This window comes from Pseudomonas sp. PB105 (genome assembly GCF_009764655.1).
GTDB lineage: Bacteria > Pseudomonadota > Gammaproteobacteria > Pseudomonadales > Pseudomonadaceae > Aquipseudomonas > Aquipseudomonas cyclaminis.
In genome coordinates this window covers 19,310-33,943 of record NZ_RWIO01000082.1, presented here as the reverse complement: position 1 = coordinate 33,943, position 14,634 = coordinate 19,310, and the positions used below count along the sequence as shown (strand labels likewise).

Sequence of the window (14,634 nt, the reverse complement as noted above, 5' to 3'; positions counted from 1 at the left end):
TCACGAGGAACTGTTCGGATACCTGTGAGAAATAACAGTGCCGACGAATGGCAGTGGCCCAGGACGGGCCACTTGAAACAGAGGGGTCAGGGCTGACGGTTCCAATGCCGGAACAACGGCTCCGCCAGAAACAACACAAACAACAACCGCATCACCTGCATCGCCGTCACCAGCGGCACCGACAGTTGCAGGGTTTCGGCCGTGAGGCTCATCTCGGCAATGCCGCCGGGCATCATGCCCAGGGTTAACGAGCGCAGGTCCAGATGTGTGAGGGCGCTCAAGCCCACCGCGGCCAGCGTCGCCAGCGCCATGGTCAGCGCGGTGCCGATCAGGGTGCGCGCCATGAACGACGGAGCGCGCCGGAAGAACTGACGGTTGAAGTGGCAGCCTAAACCGCTGCCGATCAGCCATTGGCCGATCTGGCTGCCGCCGTCAGGCAAACCGATATGCAGATCCCACACCACGCTGGCGGTGGCACTCACCAGCAACGGCCCGAACAACCACGGGTTTGGCTGACGCAAACGCTGCCATCCCCAGGCTACCAGCGCACCGACTGGAAACAGCAACGCCAGCCAGACCCAACTTACCGGCGCCGGATGAAACTGCGGCGCACCGCCCTCCAGCAAGTACTTGAAGATCGCCGGCACACACAACACCACCACCAGCACCCGCAGGCTCTGGCCCGCCGCGACACGGCTGAGCACCGCGCCATTGCGGGCGCCGAGGTTGACCATCTCGCCGGAACCGCCCGGCATGCTGGAGAAAAACGCAGTAGCGCGGTCTTCACCGCTGCGGCGCATCAGCCACACGCCGACCACGCTCGACAGGCTGGTGACCAGCGCGCCGAAGAAGATCAGGCCGAAGTGGCTCATCACCTGTTCGATCACCACCGGGGTGAAGTGCAGGCCGATACCGATGCCCACCACCCATTGGCCGCATTTGCGCCCGCCGGGAATCTCGGCCAACTGCCAAGGCGTGAGACAACGCACCAGGATGATCGCCAGCAACGAGCCGACCATGTACGGCAACGGCCAGCCGACGAGGCTGGCCAGGTAACCGCCGGCCAGGCCGACCAGCGGTGTTCCCCACCAATGTCTGAAGGTGACCTCAGACATCGGCCACGGCACGACGCTGTTGCGCACGTTTGCGCCAGATACGCAGCAACGGTACGAGCAGCATGATGGCGGTCAGTACCCAGACACCAAAGGTGATCGGGCTCGACCAGAGGATTTCCAGCGCACCGTTGGAGATCGACAGGGCACGGCGCAGGTTCTGCTCCATCAGGCCACCGAGGATAAAGCCCAGCAGCAGCGGCGACAGTGGGAAGTCCAGCTTGCGCAGGATGTAGCCGAAGATGCCGATAGCGATCATCAGGAACAGATCGAAGGTGGTGGCATGCACTGCGTAGACGCCAATCGCGGTGATGATGGCGATCACCGGCACCAGCGCCCAGTTCGGCACGGCGAGGATGCGTGTGAAGATGCGGATCATCGGGATGTTGAGGATCACCAGCATGATGTTGGCGATAAACAACGACGCGATCAGGCCCCAGACGATGTCCGGTTGCTGTTGGAACAGCAGCGGGCCTGGCGTGATGTTGTACAGCGACAGTGCGCCGATCATCACCGCTGTCGTGCCCGATCCGGGTACGCCGAGGGTCAGCATCGGCACCATGGCGCCGCAGACCGACGCGCCGATCGCGGTTTCCGGCGCAGCCAGGCCGCGCATGTCGCCTTGGCCGAACTTGCCGCTGGCCCCTGCGATACGTTTCTCGGTCATGTAGGCAACGGCTGAAGCCATGGTCGCGCCGGCGCCTGGCAAGACGCCAATGATGAAGCCCGACACGCCGCACCGCAGGTTCACGGTCAACACCGACAAGGCTTCCTTGGCGTTGAACATCATGCGTCCGGTGGCTTTCACCGCTTCCTGGCCGCGATGAGTTTTCTCCAGCAGCAGCAGGATCTCACTGATCGAGAACAGGCCCAGTACCAGCACCACGAACTGGATGCCGTCGGTCAGATGGATGTTGTCACCGGTAAAGCGGTACACGCCACTGTTGGCATCGATGCCGACACACGCGAGGAACAGGCCGATCAGCGCCGAGACAAACGTCTTCAGCGGTTTGTCACCGGCCATGCCGCCCAGGCAGACAATCGCAAACACCATAAGGACGAAATATTCAGCCGGGCCGAAAGCAATCGCCCACTTGGCCAGCAGCGGGGCGAACAGCACCATCCCGCAGGTGGCGATAAACGCACCGATGAACGAACTCCATGCCGACAACGACAGCGCCACGCCCGCCAGGCCTTTACGGGCCATCGGGTAGCCGTCGAGGGTGGTCATCACGGTGGAGGCTTCGCCCGGGATGTTCAGCAGGATCGAGCTGATACGGCCGCCGTATTCGCAGCCCAGGTACACGGCCGCCAGCAGGATCAGCGCCGATTCCGGCGGCAGGCCCAGGGCAAACGCGATAGGGATCAACAACGCCACGCCGTTGATCGGGCCCAGGCCCGGCAACAGGCCGACCACCGTGCCGATCAAGGTGCCGCACAACGCGGTCACCAGGTTGTAGGGGCTCAGCGCGATGCCGAAGCCCTGGCCCAAATAGCCAAAAGTATCCATATCAGTTCTCCAGAACGTCGAGCAGACCGAGGGGCAGCGGTACGTCCATGGTTTTATCGAACAGCAGATAAAGACCGACGCTCATCAATGTGATGATCACCGCACCGGGCAGCCAGCGGCCGCCATACAGCCGAGCCATCGGAATGCCAATCAGCATGCTGCTGAGGATGAAACCCAGGGATTCGAAAGTGCCGGCAAACACCAGCAACAAGGCCACGCAGATCCCGATCTTGATCAGCGTGGGTCGGTCCAGCGCGGGTTCATCGTCGGTGTGTTTGGTCGGTTGCGGACGAATCAGCATGTAAAAAAGTGCCAGGCCCATCAGCCCGAGCAGCAGCAATGGGAAGGCCCTTGGGCCTACGGGCTCGTAGGAAAAAGCCGCCTGATAGGGCCAGGCCATCAGCGCCAGGCCGACACAGGCCAGTAACAGCACGGCCGCGAAAATGCGTTGTAAGAGCATGGGAAACTCCTGAGCCACGTCTGTGCTCTGCACAGACGTGGCTGCGCGAACAGGGGGGCGATTACTGGATCAGGCCGAACTCTTTGGCCAACACTTTGTAGTCAGCCACCTGTTTCTTCACGTAGGTGTCCAGCTCCGGGCCGGTCATGGCGAACGGGAACAACTCGCGCTGGTCGCGCAGCTTGGCGAACTCTTCGGAGGCCAGCAGTTTGTCGAACGCGTCTTTCCACCAGGCGTAGTCGGCATCGCTGACTTTTGGCCCGAGGTAGAAGCCGCGCACCACTGGCCAGACGATGTCGTAGCCTTGCTCCTTGGCGGTCGGAATGTCCTTCATTTCCGGCTCGTCCAGGCGCTTCTCGGAGAACACCGCCAGCAGGCGCATATCGCCACTCAGGATGTGCGGCATGGAGTCGGAGATGTCGGTACTGCCCACCTGGATGTGACCACCGAGCAGGGCCGTAGCGATTTCGCCGCCGCCTTCGAGGGCCACATACCGCAGCTCGCGGGGGTTAATCCCGGCAGCCTTGGCGATCAGGGCGGTTTGCATCCAGTCCTGGCTGCCGACGGTGCCGCCGGAACCGATCACCACGCTGCCCGGATCTTTCTTCAAAGCTTTTACGAGATCGTCGAGGGTCTTGTAGGGCGAATCACTTTTCACGGCGATAGCCCCGTAGCTGGTGCCGACGGCCGCCAACCAACGCACGGCGCTTTCGTCAAAGCGACCGAACTTGCCTTGTGCCAGGTTCAACAGCGAACCGCTGGACCAGGCCACCAGAGTGCCCGCATCGGCAGGGCGCTGGGCGACCACCGCGTTGTAAGCCACCGCACCCACGCCGCCAGGCATATAGGTCACGCGCATCGGCTTGCTCAGCAACTTCTGGTTGACCAGCGCGCTTTGCGCCAGTTTGCAGGTCAGGTCAAAACCACCGCCGGGGGAGGCCGGGGCGATGCATTCCGGGCGCTTGGGTTCATCGGCGGCCAACAGTTGGCCGGCAAACAGCATGCAGCCGGCGGCGAGGGCAAACTTACGCAGTGAAGGGGTCATGGTTATCTCCGTCTTTTTTTGTTGTGAGGTTCTACTGCCTGAGCACCCTTACCAAAGGGCAACGCTGTAGCTGACCAGTACGCGCATTTCATCCGCGTCACGGGCCGAATAGTTGGAGCGGTAGGTGGCGTTGCGCAGGCGCACGGCAACGTCTTTGAACGTACCGGTTTGCACCACGTACTTGATCTCGGTGTTGCGCTCCCACTCTTTGCCGGTTTCGCCGTTCTTGAGCTTGATGTTGTCACCCGACAGGTAACGGCTCATGAAACTCAGGCCGGGAATGCCCAGCTTGGCGAAGTCGTAGTCATAGCGCGCCTGCCAGGAACGCTCGTCGGCACCGGCAAAGTCGTTGATCTGAACGAAGTTGACCAGGTACGGGTCACTGCCATCCACATACGGGAAGGCGCTGTCGCCGGACATGTGCTGGTAGCCGGCGCTGAGCTTATGGCCATTGAGGGCATAGCTGAACAGGCCGTTGAGAGAGGTGTTGTCGATCTTGCCGCCACGGGCGGCACCCGTGTCATCACTGATGGCCAGGCGCAGGTCGGTGGCGAAGGTGCCGGGGCCCATCGGGCGTGCGGCTACCAGGCCGAGGAAGTGCTGGCGGTACACGTCGTCGAGTTGAGCGAAGTGGTAGCTGCCGGTGATCTTGTCGGCAAACTTGTAGTCCACGCCACCGAAGTTGAAGTGCTTGCCGGTGGCGCCACTGAGGAAGCGGCTGTTCTTGTTGTTGAGGGCGATGTCCTCGTAGTTGCTGTCGTCGCGGTCCTTGGCTTTGTCCAGGCGGCCGCCGGTGAACGTCAGGTTCTTGAATTCCCTGGAGGTCAGCAGGCCACCGTTGAACGTCTGCGGCAGGATGCGGCCGTCGTTGGGCTTGAGGATCGGCAGTTCAGGCATCAGCGAGCCGATCTTCAACTCGGTGGCGGAGATCTTCACCTTGCCGGTCAAACCCAGCTTGGAATACTCATCGGCGGCGCGACCATCATCATGGGTCGGCAGCAGGCCGGTGCCGGTGCGGTCGGGGCTGGAGTCGAGCTTGACCCCGAGCATGCCCAGCGCATCCACGCCAAAACCGACGGTGCCGTCGGTGTAGCCTGATTGCAGGTTGAGCATGAAGCCCTGGGCCCATTCGTCGCGCTTGGATTGCTGCGCACTGGTGCCGTCGCGAAAGTCGCGGTTGAAGTACATGTTGCGGGTTTCCAGGGTCGCGCTGCTGTCTTCGAAGAAGGCAGCCTGGCTAAGCGGCGAAAAGCCGGCAAGGGCCGCGGCACTGGCAAGGGCGGTGTGGGTCAGGCGGGAAAAACGAACAGGCGGGCAAGCCTGGGGCTGGGTCGACAGCATCGTGGTGCACTCCGTTATTGTTCTTATTCTGGCGAAAACGCATCGAGGCGTTTTTCGGGCGCTACGGTTGAGGTAGCTGGGCAGGCAGGGCCTACCGTGTCTGGATGCTAAAGGGCGAAGCTTTCACTAACCTTTCAACTGCCTTTCAATGTTTTCGGGCTTCACAGGGCAGGCGGCGCCTGTAAACTGCCCGCCAAGGCGTGGCATCGACCACCCATGAACGAGGTAGAAATCCATGCGTGTCCTCCTGGTTGAAGACCATCTGCAACTTGCCGAAAGTGTCGCCCAGGCGCTCAAGAGCACGGGTTTGACCGTCGATGTACTGCACGATGGCGTGGCCGCAGACCTGGCCTTGAGCAGCGAGGAATATGCGGCGGTGATCCTTGATGTGGGGCTGCCGCGCATGGACGGTTTCGAGGTGCTGGCCCGTCTGCGCGCCCGTGGAAAAAATCTGCCGGTGCTGATGCTGACCGCCCGCAGCGATGTGAAAGACCGTGTGCATGGCCTCAATCTGGGCGCCGATGACTACCTCGCCAAACCTTTCGAATTGACGGAGCTGGAAGCACGGGTCAAGGCACTGCTGCGCCGCAGTGTGCTGGGCGGCGAGCGCCAGCAGGCCTGTGGCGTGCTGGTGTACGACCTCGATACGCGGCGCTTCACCGTGGGCGGCGAGCTGATGACCCTGACCTCCCGCGAGCAAGCCGTGCTCGAAGCGTTGATCGCCCGGCCCGGCCGGGTGATGAGCAAGGAGCAACTCGCGTCCCAGGTGTTCGGCCTGGACGAAGAGGCCAGCCCGGATGCTATCGAAATCTACGTGCATCGCCTGCGCAAGAAACTCGATGGCCAGCCCATCGCCATCGTGACCTTCCGAGGCCTCGGCTACCTGCTGGAAGCCCGCGATGCATAAGCCCAGCAGCCTGCGCTGGCGTCTGTTGTGGAACCTGGCGCTGTTGCTGGTGCTGCTGATGCTGGCCAGCGGCATGAGCGCCTATTGGAACGGTCGCGAAGCCGCCGACACCGCATACGACCGCACGCTCCTGGCCTCGGCGCGGACCATCGCCGCTGGGCTGACCCAAGTCGACGGTACCCTCAGCGCCAACGTGCCCTATGTGGCCTTGGACACCTTCGCCTACGACAGCGCCGGGCGTATCTATTACCAGGTCAATGACATCGACCAGAAGCTGATCTCCGGTTACGAGAACCTGCCCGGCCCGCCGCCTGGCACGCCGCGCACCGATGACTATCCGGCGCTTGCGCGGTTTTACAACGCCATGTATCTGGGCCAGGAGGTGCGCGTGGTCAGCCTGCTCAAGGCTGTCTCGGAGCCGAACATGAACGGCATGGCGGAAATCCGCGTGGCCGAAACCGACGAAGCCCGCGTGAGCATGGCCCGCAGCCTGATGGCCGACACCTTGTTGCGCCTGGGCATGCTGGCCATTGGCGCGTTGCTGTTGGTGTGGTTTGCCGTGAGTGCAGCGCTGCGCCCGTTGGAGCGCCTGCGCACGGCAGTCGAAGAGCGCCAGCCCGACGACTTACGGCCATTGCCGCTGGTGGAAGTGCAGCACGAGTTCGGCCCGCTGGTGCGTTCCCTCAATCACTTTACTGAACGCCTGCGCGGGCAGTTCGAACGCCAGGCGCAGTTTATCGCCGACGCCTCCCACGAACTGCGTACGCCTTTGGCGGCACTCAAGGCACGCCTGGAGCTCGGCCTGCGCGCCGAAGACCCGGCGACCTGGCGCAGCACCCTGGAAACCGCAGCCCAAGGCACCGACCGTCTGACCCATTTGGCCAATCAATTACTGTCCCTGGCGCGTATCGAAAACGGCGCCCGAGCAATTGCCGAAGGTGGCGCGCAGTTGCTGGATTTGAGCCAGTTGGCCCGCGAGCTGGGCATGGCCATGGCGCCATTGGCCCATGCACGTGGCGTGGCGTTGGCGCTGGAGGCCGACGAGCCGGTGTGGTTGCGCGGCGAGCCGACGCTGCTGAACGAATTGCTGAGCAACCTGGTGGACAACGCCCTGGCCCACACGCCGCCGGGCGGCAACGTGATTCTGCGGGTGACGGCGCCGGCGGTATTGGAGGTGGAAGATGACGGCCCGGGTATTCCGCTGGATGAGCGCGACCGGGTGTTCGAGCGCTTCTACCGCCGCAGCCAGCAAGGCATGGGCTCCGGCCTGGGGCTGGCGATTGTCGGCGAAATCTGCCGCGCCCATCTGGCGCAGATCAGCCTGCACGATGGTGCGCAGGCGGGGTTGAAGGTGCGGGTGAGTTTTATCGCCGGTTGATCAATCGAACATCGAGCGGGCTTCATCCAGCTCTGCGCGCAGTTTTTCGCTGTAGGGGTCGACGCGCAGTTTCTTCATTGCCGGCACGTTGGAGACTTCTACCCTTGCCAAAGGGTGCTCGGTGCCGTGATGGCAGTACAGCACGGCGATCTGCACCAGGTCGATGTAGTCGAGGCTGGCGGAGTCGCGCTCCAGGTTCAGGTACTGGCCCGGCAGTTTCGCCAGCATTTCCGGGAAGTCCCAGCCGCTGAGCAATTTGTCACCCAGTGCCGGGTGGATGCTGTCGATCACATGGTTGAGGCTGACCGGATCCGACAGCAGTTCGTAATGGTCTTCGGCGTAGGTCAGGATCGGCAGCACGCCGATCTGATGCACCAAGCCGCCCAGCGCAGCCTGGTCCGGCTTGAGCTGGCTGTGGCTGCGGCACAGGGCATAGCTGACGCCCGCCACTTCCAGGCTGCGGCGCCACACATCGCGCATTTTCTGTTCTACCGTTTCGGAGCGGGCATGGAAGATCTGTTCCATCACCAGGCCGATGGCCAGGTTGCTGCTGTAGTTGGTGCCCAGCCGGGTGATGGCGGTGTGCAGGTCGGTGACTTCCTGGGTGGCGCGCAACAGCGGGCTGTTGACCACTTTGATCAGGCGCGCCGACAGCGCGGTGTCGCGACCGATGACTTTGCTCAAGTGGCTGATGCTGATTTCCGGGTCTTCAGCGGCCTGACGGATGTTCAGGGCCACTTCCGGCAATGTCGGCAGAACCAGGTCATCGTTGTTGATGGCCTTAACCAACGCCTGTTGGATTTTTTCCGCCAGTTTGTTCATTCATGCTCTCTAGGGTGCTGCAAAAAGGTACGGCGACTAACGCTGGATTTCTCGATCGCGGTCGAGAGTGTAAGGCAGCTCAAGCAGCTGCAAAACGGGGCCTTCCAGCGTGCCTAAGTGCACATCGCCACTATCGGCTGCTTCGGCTTGCAATACGGCCAGAAGTTCAATCACTTGGTCAGCTTTTGCGGCAATCACCACTTCGCCGATCGAGCTGTTGTGGCTGGGTGAAAACAGCGGGGTGCCTGGCTCGGGCATGTCAGCCGCGTTGAGGCTCAGGCGATACAAGCGACGCTTGAGTTTGCCCAGGTACTGCATGCGCGCGACGATTTCCTGGCCGGTGTAGCAACCTTTCTTGAAGCTCACGCCGCCCACCGCTTGCAGGTTGAGCATCTGCGGGATGAAGACTTCGCGGGTTTGCGGCATGACCTGGCCGATGCCGGCCCGGATCTGGCCGAGCAGCCATTCGTTCAAGTCGGCTTCCTTCAAGTGCGCGGCGAGTTGGCTGCGCACGGTGTCAGCTTGCTCGGCAGGCACCCAGAGTTCGGCACGGGCTGGCGAGACGCGGATGGCGACCAGCGCTTCGGCACGCGCCACGCTGTCGGTCTCGGCCGGTAGCTCAAGGCCCAGGCTGCCAAGCGCTTGGTCAGCGTCCGATAGCCCGAAACGCACCCAGGCGGCGCTTTCGTCGGTGAGCTTGGACTTGGAGAACACTGCGTATTTCTTCAGGTCGGCCAGCTGTGGTTCCAGCAGCTCAGTGGTCATCGCCAGCAATACGCCGTCACCTTGCAGCAGGATGCGGAAGCTCGACTGCATGCGGCCTTTTTGTGTACAGCGCGCGCCGAGGCTGGCCTGGGTGTCGCTCAGGTAGTTGAGGTTGCAGGTGAGCTGGCCCTGCAGGAACTTGGCAGCGTCGGAACCGCGGACGGCCAGAACGCCTTCGTGGGACAGCGAGCAGAAAAAAGCGGAGTCAGCCATGGGTCATCGCAGGTCAAAAAGTCATGGGTGCATCATAGAGGGGCGCCCGGCAAATGGATAGTTTCCATATGGGGCGACCAAAGCCGACTGTTCCGGTGCCGTCGGGCCTGTATACTTGCGCTCTATTTGAGGAGCGCTCCATGGTCGAAGATGTAGAAATCAATCGCCTCTACTGGCACAGCCGTCGTGGCATGCTGGAACTGGATGTGTTGTTGGTGCCTTTCACCAAAGAGGTTTATGCGACGCTCAATCAAGTAGATCGCGACCTTTATGTCCGTCTGCTGGCATGCGAAGACCAGGACATGTTCGGCTGGTTCATGGAACGCGCCGAATCGGAAGATCCTGAGTTGCAGCGTATGGTTCGGATTATTCTGGACCGTGTTCAGCCCAAGTAATCGCTTTGAATGCCGTTGGCAGGCCTCACGGCTGTTGCTGGCGGCGTATGTGCTTGCCCAGCTGTTTGCGCTGGGCGCCTGTTTGGTCCTCGATGTTCCCTTTGCTTTCCTTGGCGTGCTGGTGTGCCTGGCCCATGCGGCCTGGGTGCTGCCACGTCATATCCTCTTGACCCACCGCTCGTCGGTTGTTGGCCTGCGTCGTGATGAGGAGGGTTGGCAGTTGTTCAGTCATGAGCGGGGATGGCACAGCGTGCAGTTGCGCCCTGACAGCCTGGCGTTGCCGCTGATTGTCGTGTTGCGCTATCGGGTGCAGGGCGAGTGGTGGCTGCGTTCGGTCTGTGTGCCGCGGGATTCGCAGGTCGCCGATGTGCATCGGCGCCTGCGGGTACGCCTGAAGTTCAGCCGCCGTAGGTGGTTGGCACCAGAATAGTGTCGCGGGCCTCGGGCAACATCTGCGGATAGTCGAGGGTGTAATGCAGGCCCCGGCTTTCCTTGCGCTCCATGGCTGAGCGAATCATCAGTTCAGCGACCTGCGCCAGGTTGCGCAATTCGATCAGGTCACGACTGACTTTATAGTTGCTGTAGAACTCATCAATCTCATCGAGCAGCAAACGCACGCGGTGCTGAGCCCGTTGCAGGCGCTTGTTGGTGCGCACGATCCCCACGTAGTCCCACATGAAACGCCGCAGTTCGTCCCAGTTGTGGGCGATGATCACGTCTTCGTCCGAATCGGTGACCTGGCTGGCATCCCAGCGAGGCAGGGCGGCCGGCACGGGGATGCGCGGCAGTTGGTCGAGAATGTCCGCAGCGGCTGAGCGGGCATAAACAAAGCATTCGAGCAACGAGTTGCTGGCCATGCGGTTGGCGCCGTGCAGGCCGGTGAAGCTGGTTTCACCGATCGCATACAGGCCGGGCACGTCGGTGCGGCCATGCTGGTCGACCATCACGCCGCCGCAGGTGTAGTGCGCGGCCGGCACCACGGGGATCGGGCCTTTGGTGATATCGATGTTGAACGCCAGGCAGCGCTCATAGACGGTGGGGAAGTGGGTCTTGATGAAGTCTTCCGGTTTGTGGCTGATGTCCAGGTATACGCAGTCGACGCCCAGGCGTTTCATCTCGTGGTCGATGGCGCGGGCCACGATATCCCGTGGGGCCAGTTCGGCACGTGGGTCGAAGCGCTGCATGAAGCGTTCGCCATTTGGCAGTTTCAGGTGTGCACCTTCTCCGCGCAGGGCTTCAGTGATCAGGAAACTCTTGGCCTGTGGGTGATACAGGCACGTCGGATGGAATTGATTGAATTCCAGGTTGGCGACCCGGCAGCCCGACCGCCAGGCCATGGCGATGCCGTCACCGCAAGCGCCGTCGGGGTTGCTGGTGTAGAGGTAGACTTTGGCCGCACCGCCCGAGGCGAGAATCGTGAAGCGTGCGCCATAGGTGTCGACTTCGCCGCTGGCGCGGTTGAGCACGTAGGCGCCGAGGCAGCGCTCGCCGTCCAGGCCCAGGCGTTTTTCGGTGATCAGGTCGACGGCGACGCGTTGCTCCAGCAATTCGATGTTGGGGCGCTGGCGAGCCTGGTCGAGCAGGGTCTTGAAGATCGCGGCACCGGTGGCGTCGGCGGCGTGGATGATGCGGCGGTGGCTGTGGCCGCCTTCGCGCGTGAGGTGGAATTCGAAGCCGCCGTCGTCACTGCTCGCGTGTTCGTCTCGGGTAAACGGCACGCCCTGGTCGATCAGCCATTGGATCGCCTCGCGGCTGTGCTCGACGGTAAAACGCACCGCGTCTTCGTTGCACAGGCCGCCGCCGGCGTTAAGGGTGTCTTCGACGTGGGATTGCACCGTATCGGTGTCATCCAGCACAGCGGCTACGCCGCCCTGGGCCCAGAATGTGGAGCCGTTGGCCAGGTCGCCTTTGCTCAGGACCGCAATGCGCAGATGGCTGGGAAGGGTCAGCGCAAGGCTCAATCCGGCCGCGCCGCTGCCGATCACCAGGACATCGTGTTGAAACTGTTGGCTCATTTGAAGGATTCCGCAAAAAGCGATCCAGAGGACAGGCGCAAACAGGACGCCTGGATCGGCGAATCAAAGGGTCACACGGGCCACTAGTATATAGAGGGGGGGAGCGGCACAATAGCCAGGCATTCGTGGCAATGTGAGATTACGGTGCACGGCTTGGGTAAAATCAGCTGGTTATTGAGGCGGGAACTTTTTGCATAAGCCCTGACTCAATAGCAGGTTGCCCGAAAGCTGGGAAACGTTGAGTTTATTGGCCCGTCGGGAGCATTGGACGCGTCAGAAAACCGGCGACAAGATTATTCGCGCAGCCGGCGTTACCCGCGCTGCGTTTTTCGTGCGTGCCAAATCAGTGCATGCCGGAAACTTGCTTGAAGGGGGAGAACTTTTGCGAAAAGTCCGAGTCTATGTTTGCAAGCCTGATCGTTTAGTTATGCAAGCCTCCTTCAAGTACAACGAGGAGTGTTCATGCTAACCCAGGAAGAGGATCAGCAGCTGGTCGAGCGCGTTCAACGCGGCGACAAGCGAGCATTTGATCTGCTAGTGCTGAAATACCAGCACAAAATTCTCGGGTTGATCGTGCGGTTTGTGCACGACACCCATGAAGCGCAGGACGTTGCACAAGAGGCCTTTATCAAGGCCTACCGTGCACTGGGCAATTTCCGCGGTGACAGTGCGTTTTACACGTGGCTGTACCGCATCGCCATCAACACGGCGAAGAACTATCTGGTGTCTCGCGGACGCCGCCCACCGGATAGTGATGTTAGTTCGGAAGATGCAGAATTTTACGATGGTGATCACGGCCTCAAAGATCTCGAGTCGCCGGAGCGTGCATTGCTGCGCGACGAGATTGAAGGCACCGTCCATCGCACTATTCAGCAATTGCCAGAAGATTTGCGTACAGCGTTAACTTTACGTGAATTCGATGGTCTGAGTTACGAAGACATTGCGAGCGTCATGCAGTGTCCGGTGGGGACTGTAAGGTCACGGATTTTCCGGGCCCGGGAAGCCATCGATAAAGCCTTGCAACCGTTGTTGCAAGAGAACTAAAGACAGCGGCGACAGCCAAGAGAGGAACCGCCATGAGTCGTGATGCCCTGCAGGAATCGCTGTCCGCAGTGATGGATAACGAAGCGGATGAACTGGAACTTCGTCGAGTGCTCAACGCATTTGATGATGCCGAAACCCGTGATACCTGGTCTCGTTACCAAGTCGCTCGGGCGGTGATGCACAAGGATCTTCTAATCCCTCGTCTGGATATTGCTGCGGCCGTTTCTGCTGCGCTGGCCGATGAAGCCGTTCCGGCAAAAGCTGCTCGTGGTCCTTGGCGTAGCCTCGGTCGCCTGGCAGTCGCTGCCTCGGTGACAGTTGCAGTGCTTGCCGGTGTTCGCCTGTACAACCAGGACGATATTGCTGGTGCCGAACTGGCCCAACAGACTCAGCAACCGGTCATGGCCGGTCCGCAAGTCAAAGGCCCAGCAGTACTGGCAGGCTACAAGGAAAGCTCGGACACCACCGGTCCTATGGCCAACGGTGTACTTCAAGGGCAATCCGGCTGGCAAGATCAGCGTCTTCCAGGTTACCTGCGCCAACACGCACAGGAATCGGCCCTGAAAGGCACTGAAAGCGCTCTGCCATACGCTCGCGCTGCAAGCCTGGAAAACCGCTAAACCGCTAGGGAGCATTATGCGCGCCATACCGCTCCTTACGCTGTTGCTTTGTGGTTGGTTTGCACTACCCGCCCATGCCGATGAAGCCCAAGACTGGCTGACTCGACTTGGGCGTGCCGAGCAGAAACAAAGCTTTGAAGGGACGTTCGTCTACGAGCGTAACGGCAGTTTTTCCACCCATGACATCTGGCATCGCGTCCAGAATGGTCAGGTCCGCGAGCGGCTTTTGCAGCTTGATGGTTCTGCACAGGAAGTTGTGCGAGTGGATGGTCGTACCCGATGTGTCAGCGGCACGCTGGTCGCCGGCCTTGGCAATTCGCCTGATGCCCCTTCGCGCTCCCTTGATCCGCAAAAACTCAATCAATTCTATGAGCTGGCCGTCATCGGAAAATCCCGCGTGGCCGGTCGTAATGCGGTCATTGTGTCGATCGCGCCGCGTGATCAATACCGTTATGGGTTTGAACTTCACCTGGATCGCGAGACCGCACTGCCACTTAAATCCTTGTTGCTGAACGATCAAGGTCAGTTGCTGGAGCGCTTTCAGTTCACCCGCCTGGATACGTCCACCGCGCCCAGTGATCGAGACTTGCAGCCCAGCAGCGAGTGCACATCGATTGCCGTCGCCGACACAAAGGCGCCAGAAGTCGAGCCCACCGAGGCTTGGCACTTGGAGTGGTTGCCACCGGGTTTTCAGTTGGCCAATAGCAGTGCGCGCAAGGATCCCCATACCAAAGTCACGGTCGACAGTCTGATGTATGAAGATGGGCTGGCGCGCTTTTCGGTGTTTCTTGAACCGATCAGCGATGTGAGCGTGACCGAGACTCGCACCCAGTTAGGCCCTACGGTTGCAGTGTCCCGTCGTCTTAATACGGTGGACGGCGAAATGATGGTGACGGTCGTTGGTGAAATTCCTATCGGTACCGCCGAGCGTATCGCGCTGTCGGTGCGCGGTGAAAAAAAGGCCTCCACCCAGCCGTGAGTTGTTAATCCTATGTTCATCCGGCTCT

At 61.1% G+C, this 14,634-nt stretch carries 15 protein-coding genes; 7 read left to right on the top strand and 8 right to left on the bottom strand.

What is annotated here, in order from left to right; all coding sequences use genetic code 11:
• Positions 1 to 86: 86 nt before the first annotated feature.
• The 5 genes from EJD88_RS19620 to EJD88_RS19600 form a co-directional block, all read right to left on the bottom strand.
• The gene (locus EJD88_RS19620) at positions 87 to 1,115 is read right to left on the bottom strand and encodes an AbrB family transcriptional regulator (protein ID WP_158878797.1); all 1,029 of its coding nucleotides are present in this window, start codon (positions 1,113 to 1,115) and stop codon (positions 87 to 89) included.
• Positions 1,108 to 2,622, bottom strand: a complete 1,515-nt coding sequence (locus EJD88_RS19615; RefSeq protein ID WP_099587510.1) for a tripartite tricarboxylate transporter permease — start codon at positions 2,620 to 2,622, stop codon at positions 1,108 to 1,110. The genes EJD88_RS19620 and EJD88_RS19615 overlap by 8 nt, the downstream gene beginning before the upstream one ends.
• A 1-nt stretch (position 2,623) precedes the next feature.
• Positions 2,624 to 3,082, bottom strand: coding sequence for a tripartite tricarboxylate transporter TctB family protein (locus EJD88_RS19610; protein ID WP_099587509.1), 459 nt, complete (start codon positions 3,080 to 3,082; stop codon positions 2,624 to 2,626).
• Positions 3,083 to 3,143: 61 nt separating this feature from the next.
• On the bottom strand, positions 3,144 to 4,127 hold the full coding sequence (locus EJD88_RS19605; RefSeq protein WP_099587508.1) for a tripartite tricarboxylate transporter substrate binding protein: 984 nt from the start codon (positions 4,125 to 4,127) through the stop codon (positions 3,144 to 3,146).
• 48 nt (positions 4,128 to 4,175) lie between these two features.
• Positions 4,176 to 5,468, bottom strand: coding sequence for an OprD family porin (locus tag EJD88_RS19600; RefSeq protein ID WP_099587507.1), 1,293 nt, complete (start codon positions 5,466 to 5,468; stop codon positions 4,176 to 4,178).
• A gap of 235 nt (positions 5,469 to 5,703) precedes the next feature.
• Here EJD88_RS19600 and EJD88_RS19595 point away from each other — a divergent pair, with 235 nt between their 5' ends.
• Together EJD88_RS19595 and EJD88_RS19590 are read left to right on the top strand one after the other, a co-directional pair.
• Positions 5,704 to 6,375 carry a response regulator gene (locus EJD88_RS19595; RefSeq protein WP_099587506.1) on the top strand — a complete coding sequence of 224 codons (672 nt, stop codon included), beginning with the start codon at positions 5,704 to 5,706 and terminating at the stop codon, positions 6,373 to 6,375.
• Positions 6,368 to 7,753: a sensor histidine kinase gene (locus tag EJD88_RS19590; RefSeq protein WP_099587505.1), complete on the top strand. Its 1,386-nt coding sequence runs from the start codon at positions 6,368 to 6,370 to the stop codon at positions 7,751 to 7,753. Before EJD88_RS19595 ends, EJD88_RS19590 begins: the two co-directional genes overlap by 8 nt.
• Here EJD88_RS19590 and EJD88_RS19585 read toward each other — a convergent pair whose 3' ends face one another.
• Entirely contained in the window at positions 7,754 to 8,575 is an 822-nt protein-coding gene (locus EJD88_RS19585; RefSeq protein ID WP_158878796.1) for an HDOD domain-containing protein, read from the bottom strand.
• A gap of 36 nt (positions 8,576 to 8,611) precedes the next feature.
• On the bottom strand, positions 8,612 to 9,553 hold the full coding sequence (locus EJD88_RS19580; RefSeq protein WP_158878795.1) for a folate-binding protein YgfZ: 942 nt from the start codon (positions 9,551 to 9,553) through the stop codon (positions 8,612 to 8,614).
• Between the two features lie 140 nt (positions 9,554 to 9,693).
• Between EJD88_RS19580 and EJD88_RS19575 the strand changes: the two genes are divergently transcribed.
• Both EJD88_RS19575 and EJD88_RS19570 read left to right on the top strand, forming a co-directional pair.
• A complete protein-coding gene (locus EJD88_RS19575) occupies positions 9,694 to 9,948 on the top strand; it encodes a succinate dehydrogenase assembly factor 2 (RefSeq protein WP_158878794.1) in 255 nt (84 codons plus the stop codon).
• Positions 9,932 to 10,378 carry a protein YgfX gene (locus EJD88_RS19570; RefSeq protein ID WP_099587501.1) on the top strand — a complete coding sequence of 149 codons (447 nt, stop codon included), beginning with the start codon at positions 9,932 to 9,934 and terminating at the stop codon, positions 10,376 to 10,378. Before EJD88_RS19575 ends, EJD88_RS19570 begins: the two co-directional genes overlap by 17 nt.
• On the opposite strand, the gene nadB is transcribed toward EJD88_RS19570, so the two are convergent.
• Entirely contained in the window at positions 10,347 to 11,963 is a 1,617-nt protein-coding gene (nadB, locus tag EJD88_RS19565) for an L-aspartate oxidase (RefSeq protein ID WP_099587500.1), read from the bottom strand. The two genes, EJD88_RS19570 and nadB, sit on opposite strands and share 32 nt — an antisense overlap.
• A gap of 462 nt (positions 11,964 to 12,425) precedes the next feature.
• Here nadB and rpoE point away from each other — a divergent pair, with 462 nt between their 5' ends.
• From rpoE to EJD88_RS19550, 3 genes are read left to right on the top strand one after another with little or no spacing between them, the layout of a single operon-like run.
• Positions 12,426 to 13,007, top strand: coding sequence for an RNA polymerase sigma factor RpoE (gene rpoE / locus EJD88_RS19560; RefSeq protein ID WP_003172477.1), 582 nt, complete (start codon positions 12,426 to 12,428; stop codon positions 13,005 to 13,007).
• Positions 13,008 to 13,039: 32 nt separating this feature from the next.
• Complete coding sequence (locus tag EJD88_RS19555) at positions 13,040 to 13,627, top strand: sigma-E factor negative regulatory protein (RefSeq protein WP_099587499.1); 588 nt, start codon at positions 13,040 to 13,042, stop codon at positions 13,625 to 13,627.
• A 16-nt stretch (positions 13,628 to 13,643) separates the two neighbouring features.
• On the top strand, positions 13,644 to 14,606 hold the full coding sequence (locus EJD88_RS19550; protein WP_158878793.1) for a MucB/RseB C-terminal domain-containing protein: 963 nt from the start codon (positions 13,644 to 13,646) through the stop codon (positions 14,604 to 14,606).
• Positions 14,607 to 14,634: the final 28 nt, after the last annotated feature.